Origin of the sequence: Paenibacillus ilasis (assembly GCF_043195395.1) — a bacterium.
In the GTDB taxonomy this organism is placed as follows: domain Bacteria; phylum Bacillota; class Bacilli; order Paenibacillales; family Paenibacillaceae; genus Paenibacillus_AQ; species Paenibacillus_AQ lautus.
Window position 1 is genome coordinate 308,812 of sequence record NZ_JBHDJG010000002.1, and the last position, 23,298, is coordinate 332,109.

Consider the following 23,298-nt stretch of genomic DNA (forward strand, 5'->3'; position numbering starts at 1 on the left):
CGGCTTGGTGCTGAGCGAATATTCGGTTTGGAAAGGGGGTGAATGGCGTCGAACTGCGGCAAACGTATCATCAGAATCCATTTTGAGGAGGAACAAGCTTGATGAAGTTGAAGAGGCTTAAGACGCTGCTGGTGTATTCCGTCCTGCTGGCCCTCACCCTGCAAGCGTATCCCGCCGGGATCGTGTTTGCGGGCACGTATGATCCGGATTTAAAGGCATCTCCCCATGTGCTGAACGTGACGGGTTACACGCCTTCGATTGTCATTGACGATTTTAACGAGCCCGATGCGGTAAACCAGCCGGGAAAATGGACCAGCGGAGCGGGGGCGGAGAAAGTCACCTACGCCGACCGTTATGCCAACGGTCCGAATTCTCCATATGAGGGGAGCCATGTGCTCGAGGTATGGTCGGATGAAGTCAAAGCCTATGAATGGAGAACGGTATCCAGGGCTTTTGATCAGCCACTCGACTTGTCGGGCGTGAACTATCTGACGTTTGCGGCCAATTGCTACGGGTGGCAGACGGAGGACTACCTGATCAAGGTTACCCTGTTCAGCGGCGAAGATTCCTATGAGAGCATTGCCCAAATCAATCCGAACAGCTGGAGCAAAGTTGCGGTGTCCGTCAAGGACTGGGCCCAGCGGGACCACGTCACCAAGATCGAATTCGCGTTCATGCTCAACTTCGATCACGGCGGACTGAAGCCGGGCGATCCGGGATACGAATTCTGGGGCGGCAATTACCAGATCGATTATCTCAGCGGATCGAACGCCATCGGCATGGATTTTAACGTGGACGGGGAAACGGAAGGGTTTACCGCCCAGGGTGCAGATGTGGACGCAGCCGGCGGAGAGCTCCGATTGACACTGACGGGTGCTGATCCCGTACTGCAATCTCCGGTGATCATCCAGGATATCGATCATTACAATACATTAAGCGTCAAATGGAGGAACGAGTCGCCATTCAGCAAAGTGAAAGTCGAATGGATTACGGAGGAAAGCCCCGATTGGGATGACACGAAGTCGGAGGTGTTCGACATCGAAGCGGATAACAGCCAGTCCGTTGAACAGGAATTTAATCTGTCGCTGCATCCGGAGTGGAGCGGCAGCCTGAAGCAGTTCCGGTTGACGTTCCTGAGCGGCGGAGGGGCAAGCACGGGAGAAGTCGGCATCGATCAGATCCGGTTCAAACAGCTGGCGCCGATCGAGGTTTTTCCCGGTGAGCTTACGAAACATGAGATCGCGGCTTCCCGAGATCGGATCGTGATCGAGGGAGCATTAAAGCCAGGGGAAGCGGAGAATTTTGAAGGCGGAGTACTTCAGTTATTTGAGCTGCAGCCTTATGAATCGGAAAGGGATCTGGCGAACAGAGAACCGATTGCCGAGCAAGGGATTCAAGATCAATTTATGTTTGAGCCGGATCTGGGAAGAGAAGAGGGACGCAACCGGCTGCAGTCCAAATTCGCGGTCGCGGCCAGGCTTCCGGACGGATCGCTGGAGCTCGTGGACCACGCCAAATACGTAAGCAATCCCGAGATACTTGCGCCGAATACGTATCCGTTCCCAGTGGCGAAGAGCAAGAAGGGGCTGCAGGTGCAGATGGTCGGCGATGCGGAGGACCTCGGCATCAGCCATGCCGCGTTGAACGTGGATTACAATAATGCCCTGTACATGAACGGGAGCGTCAATCCGGACAATACGTTCGAATATTCTTACGAAGGGGAGACCTTCTATTTCAAGAAGGATTGGATCGAGGAGCGGGATAATTCCATCAAGAGTTTGTCCGATAACGGAGTGACGGTATCCCTGATCCTCCTCATGTATAAGGGGGGAATGGACGATACCACGCCTAACCGGTATTTGCTCCATCCGGATGCCACGGAAGGCATCGTCTATGCATTTAACACAACGGATGAGCTAGGGACGAAGTATTATAAAGCTATCACCGCTTTCCTGGCGGAGCGCTACTCCCGCGAGGACGAGAAATACGGCAGAGCCGTCAATTACATCGTTGGCAACGAGGTGGACGCCGGGGAGACCTGGTACAATATGGGCAACGATAAAACGGTCAGGGAATTCGTTCAGGACTATGCCCGGACCGTAAGAATAACGAATACCGTCGTAAAAAGCTTTTACAGCAACGCCAGAGTGTATATTTCGCTGACGCATAACTGGGATCAGCAGCTGCCGTCCACGCAGATCGGCTCGTTCGACGGCCGATCGATCATCGATACGCTTCAGGCGGAGATCGACGCAGAGGGAGATATTCCATGGCATATCGCTTATCATCCTTATCCGGAAAATCTGTTCGATCCGAGAGCTTGGGTTGCGCCGCAGTCCCTCGAGCAGTTTGATACGCCGAAAATCACGTTTAAAAACCTGCACGTCCTCGTTGATTACATGAAGCAGCCGAAGTTCATGTACGGCGATGAGGCGCGCCGGATTATCCTGTCGGAGCAGGGCTTCCACAGCGGCGACAATTCGCCGGAAGGCCAGCAGCTGCAGGCGGCAGCCTATGCGTATGCTTATTACATTACGGACTTCCTGGACGGCATCGACTCCTTCATTCTGCACCGGCATGTGGACCATGCCGAAGAGTACGGCTTGAATCTCGGATTGTGGACGCATGATCCGGATACGAGCAGGGGCGCCAGCATCCCTGCGGAGCACAAGCTGGTGTATGATGTCTTTAAGTATATCGATACGGAACGTTCGCTGGAGGTGACGGAATTCGCGAAGCCGATCATTGGCATCGCCGACTGGCAGGATATCGCGCCATCCTTCGATGCCGGCATGCTTGCTCGGCGGGAGATACCGGATACGGCGCCAGCGGCTGTCCTTTCGCCGGAGCAGCTGGAGGGCGCGGAAATGCTGTTTGATTTTGAGAACGGCGATGAGGGCTGGACCCATGCAGAGTATGTATCCGGCGTCGAAACCGATGCTTCCATCATCTGGAGCGGCAGTCAAACGCTCAAGGCCACGGTGATGACCAGAGAGCAGCTGGGCGACAGCAAAGGCATCGCCAAGCGGTTCGACGAGCCACTGAATGCCGAGGGCAAACCCTACCTGTTCTTTGGCATCAATCCTTCGAGCGGACCAGCGTCCGAATCCTATACCGTTCGGGTAAAGGTGTACAGCGATCAGCATGTGCTGGAAGCAGAGGGGAATGTTCCGCCGAAGCAGTGGAGCAACCTGGCGGTTAACTTAGGAGATTGGGCGTATAAGGACCGGATCACCAAAATTAAAATCGGGCTTGTGCCGGCAAGCCGGGTACATTGGCAAGGAGGATATTTCCATGTGGACGGCATCGGTTTGGCCGACGGCATGGAGGCGGCAGAGCTTACCGCCGCTTTGACGCCGGAGCAGCCGGATGGCAACGACGGCTGGTACCGAAGCCCGGTAACCGTGAAGCTTGGCGCAGCCAATGGCTTGCCGGACGGCTACGACATTCAGTTTCGCGTGAATGACGGAGAATGGCAGACGTACGGTTCCGAAATGATCATGGATACGGACGGGATTCATGAGCTGGACTATCGGACGATGAGTCCAGCCGGGGAACCGGGCTCCATCAAGTCGTTGACCTTGAAGATCGATCAGACTGCGCCCGTGGCGACCGTAACGGCGGACCCGGTCAAGTTGTGGCCGCCTAACCAGAGGCTGGTCCAGGTCACGGCTTCCGTCGACGCCAGCGATTCGGGCTCGGATATCGGTTCCGTCGTGCTGTCCTCCATTACAAGTAATGAGGAGCTGCAAGCGGAGGATATTCAGGGTGCGGAGCTGGGCACGATGGATACCTCGTTCAGCTTGCGCGCGTCAAGATCGGGTGCAGGCTCCGGCAGGATCTACACGATCACTTATACGGTCACGGATCAAGCCGGCAATGAAACCGCAGCCGTGGCCCAGGTGAACGTGCCGCATGATCAATCGAATCCATGATGGATGGATTCTAACGCCCGATAGACAGTCTGGAAGGGGAGAAGCAACGTGCTTACGATACAAAAACCGCTTGTGCATGGTCTGGAGAATCCATTGGGGCTGGATGTGTCTTCTCCCCGTTTTTCCTGGCTGCTGGAGAGAGATCGGCGCGGAGGGGCGTGCGCGGCTTACAGGGTGAGGGTGTGGGTGTTCCTTTCCGCGGAGGGTCTCTCTAACAGGGACGAAGATTTGGTGTGGGACAGCGGCAGGCGGAGTGGCCAAAGCCTGAGTCTTCTATATGACGGTCCGCCGCTGCAGAGCAATACGCGTTACTGGTGGCGGGTTACGGTCTGGGACCGTCAGGGAAAGGAAAGCGAAAGCGTACCGGCATATTGGGATACGGGCTTGTTTCCCGGCGATTGGAGTGCTGAATGGATATGGCGGTCCGAGGAGATGAAGCCTAATGATTTTGCTTATTTCCGCAAATCCCTTGATCTCCGGGGAGCCGTTGCGCGGGCCAAAATCTTCGTATCCGCCCACCATGTATTCCAATTATTCGTCAATGGACAACGGGTTGGAGGCTATGGTTCTCCCGCCCCGACGGGGGTGCCTCGCCGCAAATATTATTTGGCATATGATGTGGCCCCCCTCTTGTCGAGCGGTGCCAATTGCATCGGCGTTGCGGCTCATTATTTGGGCGGAAGCGGCCAGAACTATGTGAACGGCGTCCCGGGCATGCTGCTCCAGCTGCACGTAGAGCATGAGGACGGGACGGAGCAGCTGGTTGTATCGGATCTGACATGGCAGGCCTTAAGGCAGATTCCGCATCGCACCGGGACTTCATACCAGCAGAACCGCCGTTTATCGGCCATAGAGGACTATGACGCGGCTCTTCTGGAACCGAACTGGCTGCAGCCCGATGTTGGAGATGAACACTGTACTTCGGTCGTTCTTGCTCATCCATCCGTACAGCAATGGTCACTCCATTGGCAGCAGCTCCCCGAGGCGGAAGAGCTGGAGTCTATCATTCCATCCGTGGCAGCGGAGCCGTTGGTCGTTAACGGGAAAGAGGGGCTCATTCAGGTATTCGACGCTGGCAAAATCATATCGGGCTGGCCGCAATTGGCCTTGCCCGGTATAGCAGGCGTCACAATACGGCTCCGGTATGCCGAAACGCTCGATGGCAGCGGGCGGGTTGTTCATCAAGTATGCAACGAGACTTCGCATCATTATTACGACCTTTATACGATGCATGGGCGCGGAGGAATCGAGTATTGGCAGCCCGATTTCAGCTTTAAAGCCTTTCGTTATGTGGAGGTTACCGGCTATCCGCAACCGATTGAGGAAAGCCAACTGCGAATTTGCTCAGCGGGTACAGTTATGGCGCGGACGGGGCATTTTCGGTGTTCGTCCGACTTCTTGAACAAGCTGTACGACGTTTGCCTGCAGACGCAGCGCAACAATGTGCTGGGCCAGGTGGTCGACTGCCCGCATCGGGAACAGGCCCAGTATCTCGCGGATACCGATCTGCAAGCGGAGACGCTCCTCTATAACTTCGATGCCTATCCGGTACTGGATAAGACGCTGCAGGATTTTGCAGACGGTCAATTGGAAGACGGCTCCTTCCCTTTTGTGTTCCCTTCGAACTACGAGCATCCTGATTTTTTTATTCAAATTCCGGAATGGGACCTGCATTATGCGACCTTGCTGTGGAAGCTATATCAGTTTAGCGGGGATACGGAGCTGCTCTCTCGCTATTATGAGCCGCTCCGGGCCATGATCGATGGCTATCTATCGTTGATATCGCCGGCTACAGGCCTGATTCCGGTCGGCCGCGGATGGCATATTAGCGATTGGCCTTATCCGACGGTTGAGCATGAAGGCGAACATCTGACCGTGCAGCAGATCAAGGCATGGCAGGCACTGCGCATCCTGTCGGAAGCCGCTGCCTTGCTGAATCGAGCAGAAGACAGTGCGGCGTACGCAGTCCATGCGCAGAAGCTGCAAGTCAGCATCCTGAATGAGCTGTACGATGGTTCCGGCAAGCTGCTGCATGACAGCTCGGGATCGACTGCAACCCATCAAGGGGTTAATGCGTTGGCATTATATGCGGGGCTGCTGCCGACAAAAGACCGGGAGGCTGCATTGCAGGCCGTGGCAGGCAAGCCGTGGGAGAGCAAGACGGTCTTGTCGCTCCCGCTGCTCCGTCTTTTGTTCGAGGAAGGACTGCAGGATCAGGCCTACCATTTGCTGAGTAAAACGGATTATCCGGGGTGGGGCTACATGATTGCACAAGGAGCCGAGACCATGTGGGAAGGCTGGGATGATATCGAGTCCCATTGCCATGCATGGAACGGTTATCCCGCCCGCTTGCTTCAGGAGTATGTCTGCGGGATTCAGAGCGGAGCTCCCGGATTCGCGACGGCACGAATTCGCCCCTTTTTCGCGCCGGATCTGGACTTCGCCGAGGCTTCCGTTTCCACCGTAAGAGGCAATATCGCCGTACGCTGGGAGCGGGTCGGCGGGACCGGTATTCGGATGCGGCTTGAGCTGCCCTGCACAATGAGCGCTACCGTTGTACTGGATTCACCGCACTCCCGCCCCATTACCGGTCTCCTGATGGATGGTATAGAGATATGGGGAGGAGCAGCTTCAAGCTGCATGCCGGACGGCATCGTCCGCTGTGGACTGGACCATAGCATGCTTGAACTTGAGCTGCTGTCCGGACGTTATGAGTTAACGGTTCGCTATTAGGCAGCGTTGTGCTTGCGGTCGATCAGCTTCAGCAATTCCAGCCCTATTTACAGGCAACGGCCAACCATACATGTAAACCTTAGTAGGGGAATCCGTCATCTGGACGACGGATTCCCTTTATTTGTTAGAGCTAGATGCTTCTGGAGAAAATCCGCTTGAGTCGCAAAATTCATGATGAAAACAGGTCAAAATGTGGTTGACGAGAAGGAGGCTCGATACTACAATAAATGATGCAAACGTTTCCATTGTAATCGCTTTCATCTATTTTTGTTTCATTCTATATTTCGAACATATTCTCTAACTCTTGTCAGTAATTGTCGTACTTTACTTGATGGAAGCTCAAACCTGTTTATGCAAGCGTTTGCGCAGTGATTGGCATCAACATCGTATCAGCTGTACCTAATCCAAGAACAGAAGGAGGTTATTTGTTTCATGAGAATGACGGTTTCAAGCAAACGAATGTGGTCCATCATTATGATTGTTTCGCTCATTTTCTCTATGCTCGGCATTCCGCCATCAACGGCCGATGCCAATAACGCGCCAAACCAGGTTACGCTGGTAGGAAGTCTGCAATCCGAACTAGGCCATAGCGCGGATTGGGATCCGGCTTCCGCCGCGACAACCATGCACGATACGGGGAACGGAGAATACAGGTTCACCGGCAGCTTGCCCGCGGGATCGTACGAATACAAGATCGCGATCGACGGCAAGTGGGACGAGAATTACGGCTCCGCCCATTATTCCAATTCCAGCGGAGCGAACAAGGATGGCAATATCCTGATAACGCTCGAGCAAGATTCCCAGGTTACCTTTTATTACAATCATGGGACGCACCGGATCGCGGATTCTACATACTACGCTCCGATCGAGGCGGATAAGCTTCCCCGAGTGATCGGCAGCTTCCAATCGGGCATCGGCGAAGCAGCTGACTGGTCGCCTGCGGATGCGAGATTAATCATGCAGGATTCCGATTATGACAACGTATACACGGTGACAGCCGATGTGTACGAAGGGGATCATGAGTACCAAATCGCTTTGGGGAGCGATGCGGCAAGTCCGGTTCACCCCGCTAATCGGGAGACGCTTCAGCTGCCGCAGGACGTTAAGGTTACGTTCAGCTACGATGCGGCCAATCACGGCGTTGCCGCTCATTTCGCGGTACCCGCCGATCCGGGAACGCCGGTGCCGGCTAACCATCTGCGCGTCCATTACAACCGGGCTGACGCGAATTACGGCAGCATCGGACTGTGGATATTCGATGACGTCGCATCTCCGTCCGCCAATTGGCCGGCAGGCGCAACGCCCTTCCCTGGCGGGCAGCAGGACGCCTACGGGGCCTTCGTCGATATTCCGCTCAAGGACGGCGCCCAAAAAGTCGGCATCGTCGTTGTCGATCGCATCAGCGGCAATAAAGACGGCGGCGACAAGAAATTCACCCTAGCCTCGCCTGACATGAACGAAGTATGGCTCAAGGAAGGCTCCGATACGGTGTACAGCTTTGAGCCTGTCGCCCTGCCGGCGGATACCGTGCGCATCCACTATCAACGGCAGGATCAGAATTACGATCCGTACGGTTTGTGGATATGGGGTGACGATGTCCTTGCGCCTTCGAAAGACTGGCCGACAGGAGCCACCATGTTCCCTTCAGGCCAAACCGACCGATATGGCGCTTATGTGGACATTCCGATGAAGCCGGGGGCCCAGAAGATGAACTTCCTTGTGCTGGATCCGGCCAAAGGAGACGCCGGCAAAGACGGAGGCGACAAAGGCTTCACCTTGGTAGACCGATACCAGCATCTGTTCATTCAAGAAGGCGACAACACCGTCTACACATCTCCGTATGGGGAAGTGCCTACCGGGTTGGTCTCGGCCGAGGTATTGGCTCCCGGAAAGCTCCAGCTCGGATTTACGATGACCGATGGTTTGGAAGCGGATACGCTGAAGAATGAGCTGCAGATCAAGGATAAGGACGGCCATCCGGTTGCCATTCAAAACGTGAAGATTACCGGAAACACGACCATCGAAGTGTCGGCATCATTTCAGCTGGATCAGATACCGCTAAGCGTAACTTACGCCGGAAAAACCGTATCCGCCTCCACCGGCTGGAGAATGCTGGATGAGATGTACGCTTACGACGGCGATGACCTCGGGGCGACTTATCAGGCTGGAGGAGCCGAGCTTAAGCTGTGGGCACCGACGGCGACCGAAGTCACCGCAAAGGTGTACAGCAAGGACGATGCCACGCAGTTTATCGGCAACGTCACCCTCCAAAAGGGCGATAAAGGGGTATGGTCGGTTCAGTTGAAGCCGGGGGACCTCGGCATTCAAGATTTTAGAGGATATTTTTATCAATACGAAGTGACCAACAACGGCGTGACAAAAACCGTGCTGGATCCATACGCCAAATCCATGGCGCAATTCAGAGTGAACACCAAGGGCGAAGTTGGACCGGACGGCGATACCGTCGGCAAAGCCGCGATCGTCGATTTAAGTCAAACGGATCCCGCCGGCTTGGATTTTGCGGACATTCCGGGCTACGAGCAGCGGGAAGACGCCATCATCTGGGAGATTCACGTCCGGGATTTCACGTCGGATCCGACGATTGAGAATGACCTGCATAACGCGACTTGGGGATCCTACGATGCGTTCAAAGAGAAGCTCGAATACATCAAGTCCTTGGGCGTCACCCATGTTCAGCTGCTGCCCGTGATGGCTTGGTATTACGGCGACGAAGCGGCCATGAAGAACAGGGAGCTGGATTATTCGGCCAAAGACAATGAGTACAACTGGGGGTATGACCCGCACAGCTATTTCTCCCCTGACGGTGCTTACTCCGAGGATCCAACGGATCCCGAGCTTCGCATCAAAGAATTGAAGGCGATGATCAACGCCATTCACGAGGCCGAAATGGGCGTCGTATTGGACGTGGTCTATACCCATATGGCCAAGGCAGATTTCTTGAATGATATCGTACCGAACTATTATGCTTTCCAGGATGCCAACGGCAACTTCATCGGCGGCTTCGGCAACAATCTGGCGACCAACCACAAGATGGCCGAGAAGCTGATGGTGGACTCCGTGAAATATTGGTTCGACGAATACAAAATCGACGGCATGCGCTGGGACATGATGGGCGACGCCACCTATGAATCCGTGCAGAACGCCTATGATGCCGCTGCAGCGATCAACCCGAAAGCGCTGTTTATCGGCGAGGGCTGGGTCACGTTCGGCGGTCATCTGTCGGATCCCTCCCTGGCAGGCAAGGGCGCGGACCAGAATTGGATGGATAAAACGGACGACGTCGGCGTTTTCTCCGACGAGTTCCGCAACGAGCTGAAATCCGGCTTCGGCAATGAAGGCGAGCCTCGATTCATTACGGGCGGCGCGCGCGACATCCAAACCATTTTCAACAATATCAAGGCGCAGCCGGGCAACACGAAGGAAGACGATCCGGGTGACATGGTTCAATACATTGAAGCCCATGACAATTTGCCGCTGTACGACATCATTGCGCAGTCCATCAAGAAGGACCCGTCGATCGCAGCGAATGATCTGGAGATTCACAAGCGCGTTCGCCTGGGCAACCTGCTCACCTTGACCTCGCAAGGAACGGCGTTCCTCCATGCAGGACAGGAGTACGGGCGGACCAAGCAATGGCTGGGCCCAGGGGTTCCCGAGCAGAAATACCATGAATTAGAGGACGAGGCAGGAAACCGTTTCGGTTATTTCATCCATGATTCCTACGATTCCTCCGACGCCATCAACATGTTCGATTGGGAGAAAGCGACGGATGAAGCCAAGTATCCGGAGAATAACAAGACGCGGGAATATACGGCCGGACTGATCGAGTTAAGAAAATCGTCCGACGCTTTCCGTCTCGGCGATCAGTCGATGGTGAATTCGAACGTAACGCTGCTGCAGGTTCCCGAAGTAAAGGCGCAGGATCTGGTCATTGCTTATAAGAATAAAGCGACGGACGGAACCGGCCATTATTATGTGTTCGTTAATGCGGATAACCAGTCGAGAACGTTGACGCTAAACGAAGATCTGAGCTCCGGCACGGTGGTGGTCGACAACGATGAAGCCGGCACGACCGGCGTCAAAGCGAAGTCCGGCTTCACGTTAACCTCCGGCTCGATCACGCTAGAGCCTCTGACGGCCGTTGTGATCAAGACGGACGCCGCGGCAGCCGTACTCCACGCGATATCGGTAGATCAAGATAGTTACTCTCTGCAGACCGGTATGACGCATCAAACCGCGGTATACGCTGAATACGAGGACGGCAGCAAGCGAGCCGTAACGAAACAAGCAACCTATGCATCCAGCAACCCGCAGGTGGCTTCGGTAACGGCCGCAGGCGTGGTGAAGGGAGTCGCGGAAGGAACGGCGGTCATAACCGTTTCCTATCGGGGGTTCCAGAAAGAGATTACCGTAACCGTTACAGCCGATGTAGTGGACAATAAACGGTATGTGCAGCTTAACTACATTCGGCCGGATCAGGATTATGCGGATTGGAATTTGTGGGTTTGGAATACGGGGGTAACGAACGGTGAGATTAAGTTTGAAAAGATAGAGAATGGCGCGGCTACCGTACAGATTGAGGTGGCACCCGAAACAACAGGCGTCGGTTTCGTTCTGCGCAAAGGAACGAATTGGGATACGGCCAAGCAGGATATCCCGGATGACCGGATCATTCCGCTTCAGCCAGGCGAGGCCTTCACGAAAGTGAATGTGACCAGCATGGTGCATGAGCTGGAGATTTTGCCGAGCATTACGGGGCCGACGCTTGAAGACGGTAACATTACGTTCCATTATCGGGACGATCAATTGTTCCGGGACGGCCGGATGGATAGCATCTCTGACGTGAAAGTGAAGATTAACGGGAAGCCGGAAACGATGGTCTACGTTCCTGACAAGGAATGGTTCAGTTATACGCTTAAGGGCGTTGCTCCCGGAACGTACGAATACACGTTCATCGTCAATCATAACGGAACCGCGAAGGAAGTCACCGATCCGAAAAACACGGTGAACGGAAAGTCGCAGGTGGTTTACCGCGATCCGACCGTGACCATCGGGGCGAAGGTAACCCCTGGTTCCTTCTCTTATGATGAAAATGCGGTGCTAAAATTGAATGTAACCTCTTCGGAGCCCGTTGCTTACAAGGAAGCGTTCGTCGACCTGACGGAGCTGGGAGGTCCGGCCCAAGCGAAGGTTGATACAGAGCTGCTGGAGCACAGCATTGCCGTAAAGGATACGGTCACGGCCGGCAGCAAGAAAGTAGGAATCACGCTAGTCGACCAATATGGCAATAGGCATACCGGCGAAGCCGCGGTAACGGTGAAGCCAAGAATCACAGGCGGCAAACTCGATTTCGATTGGGACGAGGCGCGCATTTATTTTGTGCTGACCGACCGTTTCATGGATGGGGATGCTTCCAACAATGCGAATGTTGACAAGGATCACCCGGAAGCCTACCATGGCGGGGATTTCAGAGGATTGATCGATAAACTCAATTACATCGAGGATCTGGGCGTAAATACGCTGTGGATCACGCCGATTGTGGATAACATCGATTTCAATCAAGGCGCAGGCTTCGGCGGCAAGCAATATGCGTATCACGGCTATTGGGCCAAAGATATTACGAAGATCGATGAGCATCTGGGCGATCTGGATACCTTTAAGGAGCTGATCGATAAGGCGCATGACCGGGGCATCAAAATTATGGTGGACGTCGTAGTCAACCATACGGGATATGGCCTGAAGCCGGGAGACAGTGCGCCCGGTATCACGCAGGAAGATAAGGACCGGTTTAAAGATATGCTTCGTACAGACGGTCTGTCTGCCGATACCGATCCGATCAAAGGCGAATTAGCGGGGCTGCCTGATTTCATAACGGAGAATCCGGCTGTTCGCCAGCAGATCATCGATTGGCAAGCAAGCTGGCTGGAGCGTGCCAAAACCGACCGCGGAGACACGATCGACTACTTCCGCGTAGATACGGTGAAGCACGTGGATGAAACGACATGGAAGGCGTTCAAAAATGCGCTGACCCATCTCGATCCGAGCTTCAAAATGATTGGCGAATATTTCGGAGCTACGGTTGACAGCGATGGCGGAACGCTTCAGAGCGGCCAGATGGACAGCTTGCTGGACTTCGGCTTCAAAGGAAAGGCCAAGGAATTCGTGAACGGCAGCGTGGAATCGGTTGAGGCCTACCTGGCTGACCGCGAATCGAAGCTGGATAACACCCGAATGATGGGGCAATTCCTAAGCAGTCATGACGAGGATGGCTTCCTGTCCCACTACGTGGATGGCGACAAGGCAAAGCTGATGGCGGCTGCAGCGCTGCAAATTACATCCAAAGGCCAGCCGGTCATCTATTATGGCGAAGAGCTTGGGCGCTCCGGCAAGAATGCCGGGGATATGGGCAAAGGCGAATTTAGCGAGAACCGCGGCGATATGCCATGGGACCAGCTGGAGGCCGAGAAGAAGCTGCTCACGCATTACCAGAAGCTCTTGAACATTCGAGCGGCAAACTCGAAAGTGTTTTCAAAAGGAACGCGCACATCCATTGCGGCGTCGAATGCGGATGGTTATCTCGCATTCGACAAGCAGTATAACGGAGAACATATCGTTACCGCGATTCACGTGAAGAACGAACCGAAAGAAGTCGTCCTGTCTGTGCCGTTTAAGGCGGGCAGCAAAGCGAAGGACTTGTACGGCGGCAGCGTGTATAACGTAACGGCCGATCAGAAAGTGACGCTAACGCTCCCTGCCATGTCGGATGGCGGTACCGTCATTCTGGCTGCAGTGCCAGCTGAAGGCGGCGGCAACGGCAGCAACCCCGGCAGTGGAAACGGAAGCGGAGGAGCAGGCGGCAATCCGCCTACCGATCCGGGAACGAAGCCAAATCAGGGTCAGCGCTTCGTTAACGAAGAATCGCTGCGCGGCGGGCAGGAGAAAGTGACAATTCAGCTCGGTGCCGAGGATATCGAAGTTCTCCTGCCGCTGACGGCAGGGGATATTCTGGGGGCGAAGCCGCTGGAGCTGAAGCAGGACGGCGTGATGGTACAGCTTCCGTCCGCGCTGCTCAAAGCGCTGCGCCAGCTCGTACCGGCCGAGCAGGCTAAGGATGCGGTCATCTCGTTTAAGCTGAAGGAGGTTGGATCGCAGACAGCTGCCTCTCTCGTAGCCAAAGCAGCTGCTGCCGAGAAGGCTAAGCTGAAGCGGGGCAGCAAGATGTACGAACTAGATCTAAACGTCCGTACGAAAGACGGAAAGGCATATAAGCTGGAGCATTTCGTAGCACCTGTAACGATTGTTTTTCCTGTCGACAGCGCCATTCACGGCGAGCTGGCCGGCATCTACCACCTTTCGGAATCGGGACCATTGAAATATGCCGGCGGCAAGCCGGTAAACGGGCAGCTGACGGCTGAAGTCAGTCAATTGAGCTACTATGCCGTGCTGGAATACGACAAATCGTTTGCCGACCTTGCCGGCCATTGGGCGGAGCAAGCGGTAAAAGAGCTGGCAGCCCAGCATATAGTGAATGGCACCAGCGATACGAAATTCAGTCCGCAACAGCCGCTGACACGCGCGCAGTTCGCCGCGATGCTCGTTCGTGCCCTGGGCCTTGAAAGCACGCGAGGCACGGCCTTCATGGATGTGGACGGCGAAACATGGTATGCTTCGGCCGTTGCGGCGGCTTACCAGCACGGGCTGGTGAACGGCAGAGGCAAGGACACGTTCGCACCGAACGCGGCCATCACCCGCGAGGAGCTGGCTGTGATGCTTTATCGTGCTTACCAGACCAAGGGAGACGCTTCTTCTTTGGAGGAAGCACCGGAACTGAAAGATAAGCGGCAAATTTCTTCATGGGCACTCCAAGAGGTGAATGAAGCCTTGGCCCTTGGCTTGATGAAGGGGCATGCCAATGGCACGTTTACGCCTCAAACCAAGACCACCCGTGCGGAAAGCGCACAAGCCATGCTGAATCTGTTGGAACGACTGCAGTAATTCCGACCCTCCCGCCGATTCGTGCAACGCTGGAATGGGGTTAGAGAGCCGGTTCGGGCGGGAATGACATGGGATGGATCGAGTCGCAATAGAGCAATCTCTCGAAAACGCAAGGAGCCTGGACATGGATACATGACCAGGCTCCTTTTTCGTACATGAATGTAAATGATACATAGCGGGGGGCCTATTGAACTTTGGCGTAGTTCACGTTTCACTAGCTAGATGACGGCTGAGGGGGATTGGAGCCGGATGATCTCCTTCATGAGCTTTTTCAGCATGACGGATGCTTTGACCTTAATCGGCAGGCTGTCCGAGACATGAAGCTGGTAAGCGCCTTGCATAATGGCATCCTTGAGCTCGGCAGCGGATTCGCAAGGCAGATGCAGCTCGTTATAGACGCTTCCGAATTGGAGGCATTGATGCGTATCGCTTCCCGCCGTAACAGGCTTGCCGAGATCGGCAGCGAAACGTTGAACCTGATCTTGATTGGCTTCGCTGCCGTACTGGTACATATCCTTGGCATTGAGATCAAAGGCGTCCAGACGGCTCAACTGGCTGCGCGTGAGATGGTGGAGCGGCGTGCTCTCCCGGAACGGATGGGCTCCGATCTTGAGCAGCGGGAAGCCTTCGGCCAATTCCATCAGATCATCGAAAGGGATGAAGGCGCCCTTCTCCGTGTACCCGTCCAGGCGACGGCGGGTTTCCAGAATGAACTCCTTCCGGCCGATCAGCAGAATGTGGCCGGTTTCCCGGATGTCCACTTCCATCCCCGGAAAGATCTTCAATCTGCCAGCATCGTAGTATTCGCCATTATAGGGAAACATGCTGTCAAGCTGGCGGTACACCTCGTCAAAATGGCGCGTGTTAAAATGCTCGGTCAAAGCGAGCGCATCAAGTCCGTTGTCCAACGCTTCCCGGATCATCTCCTCATAATAATGTTTAGAGAAATCGGACGCTTTGGACAATTTGGCATGGGTATGGAGATCAATTTTCATATTCGAACACTCCTTGTCAAAGTCAGTAGTTTAAGATCAGCCGAACCAGAACAACAATGCGGTATACGCTGCCGTTCCGGTCAGGAACACCACATCCCTCGCCGACAGGGTCAGGTGGGATAGCTTCAGCTTCTTGGCAGCCGGATTCTTCATGCCGTAGGAGAACCCGCGGGTCTCCAGCGCTTCTACCGTCGTGCGGGAACGTTTGGCGGTGGCCAGCATCAAAGGAAAAAAGGATAGCATCAGCAGCTTCATGTAATAGGCCGCGAGCCGCCAGTAGAGAAAACCGGGATGTTCCGGCGCTTTTTCCCGAAGCCGGTAAGAAAGCAGCACATGGCGAAATTCTTCGAACAATACGGGGAGAATCCGATAGCCGTACGACAAGCTGAACGAGAAGGCGGCAGGCATGCCGAGCGCAAGCAGGCCGTCGCTGATTTTCTCGGGATCCATGCCGGAGAACACCGTAATGCTTGCAAGCGATACAACCGAGAGCTTCAAGGTGAGTTTCAGCAGCGGAAGCGCCGAGCTGACGTCCCCGCCGAAAAAGAGGGACACCACAAACAGCCAGCCGACCTGGCCGATCAGGCCCAGGCATAGTACGACGATAATAAACGGCGTAACCCGGGACAGAATGGTGGTGACCACCATCATGAGAAACAATCCGGCCAGCACGGTCATGCTGGAAATAAACCAGGGCGCTATGGCAAAGAACAGGTACCAGATCAGCATGCATCGGGGATCGAGCCGGGAAAGGGCGGCATGGCCGCTCCCGTAGGCGGTATTCATCAACTCGAGCTGAATCCGTTCAATCGAAATCTTGTTAAACCAGTTGCGGACTACCTGCATGACGGTGAATCTCCTTTCCGCTCAGAATGCCGTACATATGCCGGGCAAACTCGTCCGGCGAGCTGGTCGGGGGCATGACGCCCAGCCTTATAGATAAATCCATCATCTGGGTCGGTGCGAGCCCCGCCCGGGAAATAAGCTCCGAATCGGCGAAAATCTCGGAGACGGTGCCGTCGCCGGCCACAACGCCTTGATTTAAGACGATCACTCTGGTCGCCCATTCGTGAACCAGCTGCATATCATGGGTGGCGATGACAACGGTACGGACATGGTCCTCCAGTTCCTGCAGCGTATCCAGAAGCTCTTCGCGAGTGGACATGTCCAGATTGGCCGTCGGCTCATCCAGCAGAATCAGCCGGGGCATCATAGCGGCCCCTATGGCCAGGGATACGCGGCGCTGCTGACCGCCGCTGAGGAGGCGGGCATCCCGTTCCTGGAGAGGCTGAAGCCGGAAATGGGTCAGCATGCGCTGAACCCTATCCTCAGCTTCCGGGTGACGGCGGCTCTTCAAGCCGTACGCGACTTCTTGATATACATTGTCTTCAATGAACATATTCTCGGGATTCTGGAAGACGTAAGCCACGTGAGCGGATATTTGCTCCATCGATATATCCTTTGTTTTCCGGCCCATGATTGAGACAGAGCCGCCGGAAGGCTTGGCGATGCCGGCAATCAGCTTCAGAAGCGACGATTTGCCCGCGCCGTTGTTGCCAACAAGCGCGATGCGTTCGCCTTCATGCAGGCAAAGATCAATGCCTCGAAGAACCTCATGCTCCGTTTTATGAATCGTTCGGTAGCGAAGTACGGCATGGTGGAACTCCACCAGTGCACTATGCTTTCCTTGCCGTTCTGATTCATCGCCCTGCAGGATGCGGCGCTGGTCGGAATCCGGGTTTTTCACGGTGGTGTCAGCGGGGGAAGCATCGTCTGCTCTAGCGTCGGTTGGTGGATGATCAAGCAGCGCTGGGCTATCCGCGAGGCTGTGCAGAAGCTCTGCAAAATAGACTTCTGCTTCTTCGGCCGTAATAGGGTAAGGCTGCTTCAGCTGATATCCGGACAACCCCATAGAATAAGAGTCGGAGCCGACCGTTATCGAGTGTCCATCCTGCGGATGGCCGGGGGCCATGCCGCCATTCAGCAGAATCGCAGACAGCTGTACCGCTGCTTTGGTCACCTGGGGCGGCTGGATGCCAAGCCGCTCCAGATCTTCAAGACTGTTCAGCGCTTCGATGACCGGGCGCTGCCACAGCACCTTCCCCTGCTCCATCAGGCACACTTCCTCGCAGTAGCCGGCAATAAACTCCGCATGATGCTCAATCACGATAACGGTTTTTCCATGGACCTGATTCAATTGGCGCAGCACATCATACACTTGCCTGGCGTGCTGGGGATCGAGCTGGGATACCGGCTCATCCACCACGAGAATGTCCGGTTCCAGCGAGAGGGCGCCCGCCAAAGCGAGCAGATGCTTTTGCCCCCCGCTCAGCTCCCATATATATCGGTCCTTCAGATGGGTTAATCCGCACATATCGAGTGCCCTGGCGCCCATGGCCCGGTAGTCCGGGAGTCCGTAATTGAGCGGAGCGAAATGGGCTTCATCCATGACGGTGGGGCGGACAAGCTGGTTATCAAAATCCTGATAGACATACCCCACCATGCGCGATAGCTCGGAGACCGTCCGATTCTCGGCGGAAACCCCGCAGATTTCGACGGTACCCGTGAAATCGCCTGAATAATAGTGGGGAATCAATCCGTTGAACAGCTTGCAGAGCGTGGATTTGCCGCAGCCGTTTCCTCCGATGATCGCCGTAAAGCTGCCGCGGCGAATGTGCAGGGAAGCTTCCTTCAGCACAGGCTGCTCCGAACCGGGATAGGCAAAGGTGACGTCTGCGATTCGGATGGCCGGGTGGTCATGAACGAACGGTTTAGGCATAAGGCGGATTCTCCGGCATTTTCTCTTCCTGAAGGCCGCGGTTTCTTCTGGCCCGCATGAAAGCCAGTACTGCAACGGCCACGATGGCGGCTGCAGCAATGCTGATCCAGATCGCGCCGATGCCGAACCGTTCTGCAAATCCGCTGTCCCACTCCCCGAAGTTCCAGTCCGTTTCCGAAAGGGATTCCGCCCCGAAGGCAATCAGTGCCAAAACGATTCCAGCCAGGATCAGCTTGGGCGAGACGATGCCGGCGGCTTCGTATTGGGTAAGCTTCTGGCGGGGTTTGATGCCGAGCAGCGGCTCGATTTTTCCATACAACCTTGGAACCAGATATAATGTAGGCAGAAGAGCGAACAGGATGCCGGAGAACAGCACATCGTTCAGGAAACCGATGCCTTCGACAAGGACCACGCTTTGTGCAAGCCCAGGCACGGCTTCGAATTCCTCGACGCCGATCCAAACCTTGCCAATATCCACCAGAGAGCTGCACAGTTGGTGGATGATGACGCCCGACATGGCGGCGATGCCTACCTGAGCGCGGCTGAGGGGATTTTTGACCAAGCGGCCGGCGACGTACATGGCGAAGGAGAAGGTAAGAAACTTCTCCAGCTCTCCGAGACCGCCGAATTGCCCGAGCATCAGTTCACCGAAGATGACTTCGCCGAGCGCAGCCCCCACTGCAGCATAAAACGGATGAAACAGCATGCAGAGGGTTAGGGGAATGAACGCGAAGTATTCGACCGAAAGCTCGATCGGACCCAGGCGAAACGCGGGAATGAGCTCGGTGAACATGTTGGACAGGCCGTACAGCGACATGGACAGCACGAAAATCATCATTTTCTGCGAAGAGGTCAGGGTATAGACCCGTGAATTGCTTGCCATTAGAGAGAAGCCTCCTTGGGAATGGGATTTGCTATCAGTATAGGAGGCGATTATTAAAATGAACGGAGTACTATGTCAACGCATTGTAATATTTTTTACACAAATATAACCATGAAATAAAATTTACATAACAATCATGACATATGATGAACTCATGCCCAATCACGATGATTTCATTGCAGAAGGAGTGCAGCATCATTGAAAAATTGGTTTCCCGATAAATCCGGGCTGTCGCCGAGCCAGCTCAAAATCGCCGATTTTATCGAACGTTATCCCGAGGAGATGCTGTTCATGACCGAGCAGGAAATCGCCGACAGGCTTGGCACCAGCATTGCGACCGTTTCCCGGTTTTGGCGCGCCGTCGGGCACGACAATGCCAAGGCGTTCAAGCTGAAGCTGCGGGAATCCTCGGATACGACGCCTGCCGTAAAGCTGGAAAAAACGATATCCCGCCTGGACGCGTCCAGTCTGCCCGCGAAAATGCTGGAGCAGGCGAAGCATCATCTGCAAGACACGATGGAGAAGAACCGCCCGGACGAGCTGGAGGAGGCAGCCCGTCTAATGGCCTCGGCAAGACGCATGTATATTTATGCCCCAGGTCCATCCCTGTCACTGGGCGAGCTGCTTTCGTACCGTTTAACCCGATTCGGCATGTCGGTGCGGATCATGGCCGGCAGCGGTCATGAACTGCTGGAATCGCTCGCACATGTGGAGCGAGAAGATGTCGTGCTGATCTTCAGCTTCACCCGGATGCTCCCGGAAACGGAGGTCATCCTGGACTGCGTAAGCCGCGTCGGAAATGCGGCGATCATGATCACGGACCGGGAGGACTTCCGGTATGGAACGCCGGCGCAGAGCTCCTTTTTTGTCAGTCGGGGGGATATGGGCGAGTTTCATTCCATGGTGACGCCCTTGCTGATGATCGAGCAGCTCATCCTGAGCATCGGCATGCTGAATAAAGAGAAGGTGCTCGGCAAGCTGGATTACTTGGGCGAGCTGCGGACCCGATATGCGGATAAGCTGCCAAGAGGCAAAGCTTGAAGGCGATTATCGTCCCCGCTGGCAGCCCATCCATAATAGAAGTCGTTCAGGCACGCCCTGAAGGACTTTTTTTGTGCCTTTTGTCGCAGAACCATTGGATTATTTATGTAATTTTGATATAGTTACCTCACCTCTATGAACTTGCTCGCTTCGGCTTGGTCCCTCTGTTTCGCTGCAGTTCTCTGCGTATTCGCCATGGCTTTCTTAGACACGGGACGGTCATGCCCGCATCATGTTATCCATGTGAAAATCCGATAAAGAAATGAATGGATGGCATATCGGCAGGGCTGCCTGGAGAGGAAAATGCATCTAACTTCGAATTGAGACGTAGTATGTGTTATATCCTTCAATTGCCTATGTTTTTACGGATGTTTTATAAGATAGGTCGAATCAGTCATCGCTCTATAGGAGCAGGGGAGGTGTTATTTCTTGAATGGCTCGAAATCCGTGAAGCTGCTCCTGCTTATGGTGGTTATCGCGATCGTGAATATTGCCCTGGTTTCGCCCGGGCTGCTCGGCTTCCAAGTCGGCGGCGATAACGCCTTCCAGTCTGCACTGGTCATCACCGTATGGGTTGTCAGTGTTCTTGCACTCTTTTATGGCAGTTATGTTTTGTTGTTCAAGTCTCCGGCTGCAAAACCGATCCAAACGATTCAGACCCGTGAGGATTACATAGACGCGCTTCATCATTATCGCAATGTGAAAGTGCTGAAGCATGATATCGCCCTTGCCCTGGACCAATTGGAGCGAATCGAGAAAAAGAGGAATGCGCTGCTGGGCGTTCTAAGTCAGCGTTTTGAGCAAACGGAACTCAGTTACAAGAAATTCATGGGGGTCATCGATGAAGTTGAGAAGCTGTTCTATCTCAATATCCGAGGGATTCTGAACAAGCTTGGCGTCTTCGCCGCATCCGATTTCGCCCGTATGGCCGATCAGCCGAAGGCATCCCAGCTGTCCAGCAAGGTGGCGCAGAAAAAAACGGCGTTATACCAAGAGTACTTGGCTTACGTGACCGGTTATTTGGAAGCGAATGAGGAAATCATGCTCAAGCTTGATAAGCTGCTGCTGGAGATTTCTTTGCTCGGCAGCACCGATTACCGGGATGTGGAGGAGATGCCGTGCATGAAGGAAATCGATGCGTTAATCAAGCAAACCAAATTATACAAGCAATAAGAGAGGGAGATGATTATGCGAAGCAAGGGTAGTGCCTTTGTCGTATTCGTGGCCATTGCAGTGGTCGTGTTTGTTCTAGTGTATGCGGGGATCACGTTAACCTCCAATCTGGGCAAAAGCCAAGCCGAGGTCGATTCTGAAGGCGCGGCTAAGAAAATCAACAAAATCTACAAGGATATCGTGGTCACGACCGCCGACCCCATAAAAGGCCAAGTCGATCTGGACCCGGTGGCCGTAGCCGACTCCCTGCCCGATATATCCAAGTTTCCGATCTCGGTCGAGAATACGACGGACTTGTACGTGGAGATCTTCTCCTCGCCAGAGAAGGCGGGACCGGGCATTGACGGATGGCTGAACGAAGTGGCAGAGGAATTCAACAGCTCCAAGCCGATGGTGAACGGCAAGCCGGTATCTGTGAAGATCCGTAATATCGCTTCGGGAACCGCAACCGATTACATAACATCCGGGAAGTACGTGCCGGACGCTTTTACGCCTTCCAATGAGCTGTGGGGGGAGATGGTCAAGGAATACGGCGTCAAAGCCGAGCTCGTATCCAAGCGCCTGACGGGGAACGTCACCGGCGTCGTCACCCGAAAGGCCAAATACGACGAGCTGGTGGAGAAGTACGGCTCCTTGAACGTCAAAACGCTGACGGATGCGATTGCGAATAATGAATTGGCGATGGGTTACACGGATCCTTTTGCCAGCTCGACGGGGCTTAACTTTCTGATCACGGCCCTTGAAACGTTTGACAGCTCCGATCTGCTTAGCGAAAAAGCGGTGCAGGGCTTCGAGAAATTCCAGGCGAACGTCCCTTTCACGGCTTCGACCACGATCCAGATGCGCGATGCGGCGAAGTCTGGCATGCTGGATGCTTTTGTCCTGGAGTATCAGACCTATGTCAACGCGGCGGATATGAAGAGCGGTTACGTCTTTACCCCGTTTGGCGTAAGGCACGACAGTCCCTTATATGCGCTCGGGAAATTGCCGAAGGAGAAGCTCGACGTCATCAAGAAATTTGCAGATTTTGTAGAGCAGGATAAATATCAGCAATTAGCCGATAAAAAGGGCTTCAACGGTCTAAATGATTACCAATCCGAGCTTGAGGTCGTCGACAGCAGCCTGCTGCCGTCCGCCCAGAAGCTGTGGAAAGAGAAAAAAGACGGCAACAAGCCGGTTGCGGCTGTGTTTGTAGCGGACGTGTCGGGAAGCATGGATGGCGAGCCGTTAAACCGTCTCAAGGAATCGCTGTTAACGGGACAGAAATATTTGGGCCGGGACAACAGCATCGGCTTCGTATCGTATTCCACGGACGTTACGATCAACCTTCCGATCGGCAAGTACGATTTGAATCAGCAGTCGATGTTTGTCGGAGCGATCAACAACCTTGAGGCCAGCGGGAATACTGCGACCTTTGACGGCATCGTGGTGGCGATGAAGATGCTCCAGGACGAGATGGCGGCGAATCCGGACGTGAAGCCCCTGATTTTTGTGCTGAGTGACGGAGAGACGAACGTCGGGCATTCCCTCGACGATATTCGAGAACTGATCCAAGCCTACAAAATCCCGGTATACACGATTGGCTATAATGCCGACATCCAGGCGCTCCAGAGCATTTCCAGCATCAATGAAGCTGCGAGCATCAACGCGGATACCGACGATGTCGTCTACAAAATCGGCCAGCTGCTGAATGTGCAGATGTAGCAATTTTTCATACGATGTGAATCTGGTTAACACAGAAAT

Annotated in this window: 10 protein-coding genes; 6 read left to right on the forward strand and 4 right to left on the reverse strand. The window is 54.5% G+C overall.

The window, feature by feature from the left end:
* Nucleotides 1-101 precede the first annotated feature (101 nt).
* From ACETK5_RS21570 to ACETK5_RS21580, 3 genes are all read left to right on the forward strand, one after another.
* Entirely contained in the window at nt 102-3,935 is a 3,834-nt protein-coding gene (locus ACETK5_RS21570) for a DUF5722 domain-containing protein (RefSeq protein WP_394057781.1), read from the forward strand.
* Nucleotides 3,936-3,983: 48 nt separating this feature from the next.
* Nucleotides 3,984-6,668: a family 78 glycoside hydrolase catalytic domain gene (locus ACETK5_RS21575; protein ID WP_394057783.1), complete on the forward strand. Its 2,685-nt coding sequence runs from the start codon at nt 3,984-3,986 to the stop codon at nt 6,666-6,668.
* Between the two features lie 432 nt (nt 6,669-7,100).
* Nucleotides 7,101-14,684, forward strand: coding sequence for a pullulanase (locus ACETK5_RS21580; RefSeq protein WP_394057785.1), 7,584 nt, complete (start codon nt 7,101-7,103; stop codon nt 14,682-14,684).
* Between the two features lie 218 nt (nt 14,685-14,902).
* Here the strand turns inward: ACETK5_RS21580 and ACETK5_RS21585 are convergent, their stop codons facing one another.
* The 4 genes from ACETK5_RS21585 to ACETK5_RS21600 are packed head-to-tail and all read right to left on the reverse strand — an operon-like array spanning nt 14,903 to nt 19,341.
* Nucleotides 14,903-15,679, reverse strand: a complete 777-nt coding sequence (locus tag ACETK5_RS21585; protein WP_326111634.1) for a PHP domain-containing protein — start codon at nt 15,677-15,679, stop codon at nt 14,903-14,905.
* A 36-nt stretch (nt 15,680-15,715) separates the two neighbouring features.
* A complete protein-coding gene (locus ACETK5_RS21590) occupies nt 15,716-16,525 on the reverse strand; it encodes an energy-coupling factor transporter transmembrane component T family protein (protein ID WP_394057787.1) in 810 nt (269 codons plus the stop codon).
* Nucleotides 16,500-18,458 (reverse strand): ABC transporter ATP-binding protein, encoded by a 1,959-nt coding sequence (locus ACETK5_RS21595; protein ID WP_394057789.1) that lies wholly within the window; start codon nt 18,456-18,458, stop codon nt 16,500-16,502. The genes ACETK5_RS21590 and ACETK5_RS21595 overlap by 26 nt, the downstream gene beginning before the upstream one ends.
* Nucleotides 18,451-19,341 carry a cell division protein FtsQ gene (locus ACETK5_RS21600; protein WP_394057791.1) on the reverse strand — a complete coding sequence of 297 codons (891 nt, stop codon included), beginning with the start codon at nt 19,339-19,341 and terminating at the stop codon, nt 18,451-18,453. The genes ACETK5_RS21595 and ACETK5_RS21600 overlap by 8 nt, the downstream gene beginning before the upstream one ends.
* Nucleotides 19,342-19,539: 198 nt before the next feature.
* On the opposite strand from ACETK5_RS21600, the gene ACETK5_RS21605 reads away from it, so the two are divergent.
* The 3 genes from ACETK5_RS21605 (at nt 19,540) to ACETK5_RS21615 (ending at nt 23,259) form a co-directional block, all read left to right on the forward strand.
* Nucleotides 19,540-20,382 carry a MurR/RpiR family transcriptional regulator gene (locus ACETK5_RS21605; protein WP_100539767.1) on the forward strand — a complete coding sequence of 281 codons (843 nt, stop codon included), beginning with the start codon at nt 19,540-19,542 and terminating at the stop codon, nt 20,380-20,382.
* Nucleotides 20,383-20,811: 429 nt separating this feature from the next.
* Nucleotides 20,812-21,555: a hypothetical protein gene (locus ACETK5_RS21610; protein ID WP_326111629.1), complete on the forward strand. Its 744-nt coding sequence runs from the start codon at nt 20,812-20,814 to the stop codon at nt 21,553-21,555.
* A 15-nt stretch (nt 21,556-21,570) separates the two neighbouring features.
* Complete coding sequence (locus ACETK5_RS21615; protein ID WP_326111628.1) at nt 21,571-23,259, forward strand: vWA domain-containing protein; 1,689 nt, start codon at nt 21,571-21,573, stop codon at nt 23,257-23,259.
* Nucleotides 23,260-23,298 lie beyond the last annotated feature (39 nt).

Bases quoted from the DNA above. Each gene is read 5' to 3' on its own strand.
- ACETK5_RS21580 (WP_394057785.1), top strand. From the start codon at position 7,101: ATGAGAATGACGGTTTCAAGCAAACGAATGTGGTCCATCATTATGATT.
- ACETK5_RS21600 (WP_394057791.1), bottom strand. From the start codon at position 19,341: ATGGCAAGCAATTCACGGGTCTATACCCTGACCTCTTCGCAGAAAATG.
- ACETK5_RS21595 (WP_394057789.1), bottom strand. From the start codon at position 18,458: ATGCCTAAACCGTTCGTTCATGACCACCCGGCCATCCGAATCGCAGAC.
- ACETK5_RS21570 (WP_394057781.1), top strand. From the start codon at position 102: ATGAAGTTGAAGAGGCTTAAGACGCTGCTGGTGTATTCCGTCCTGCTG.
- ACETK5_RS21590 (WP_394057787.1), bottom strand. From the start codon at position 16,525: ATGCAGGTAGTCCGCAACTGGTTTAACAAGATTTCGATTGAACGGATT.
- ACETK5_RS21585 (WP_326111634.1), bottom strand. From the start codon at position 15,679: ATGAAAATTGATCTCCATACCCATGCCAAATTGTCCAAAGCGTCCGAT.
- ACETK5_RS21615 (WP_326111628.1), top strand. From the start codon at position 21,571: ATGCGAAGCAAGGGTAGTGCCTTTGTCGTATTCGTGGCCATTGCAGTG.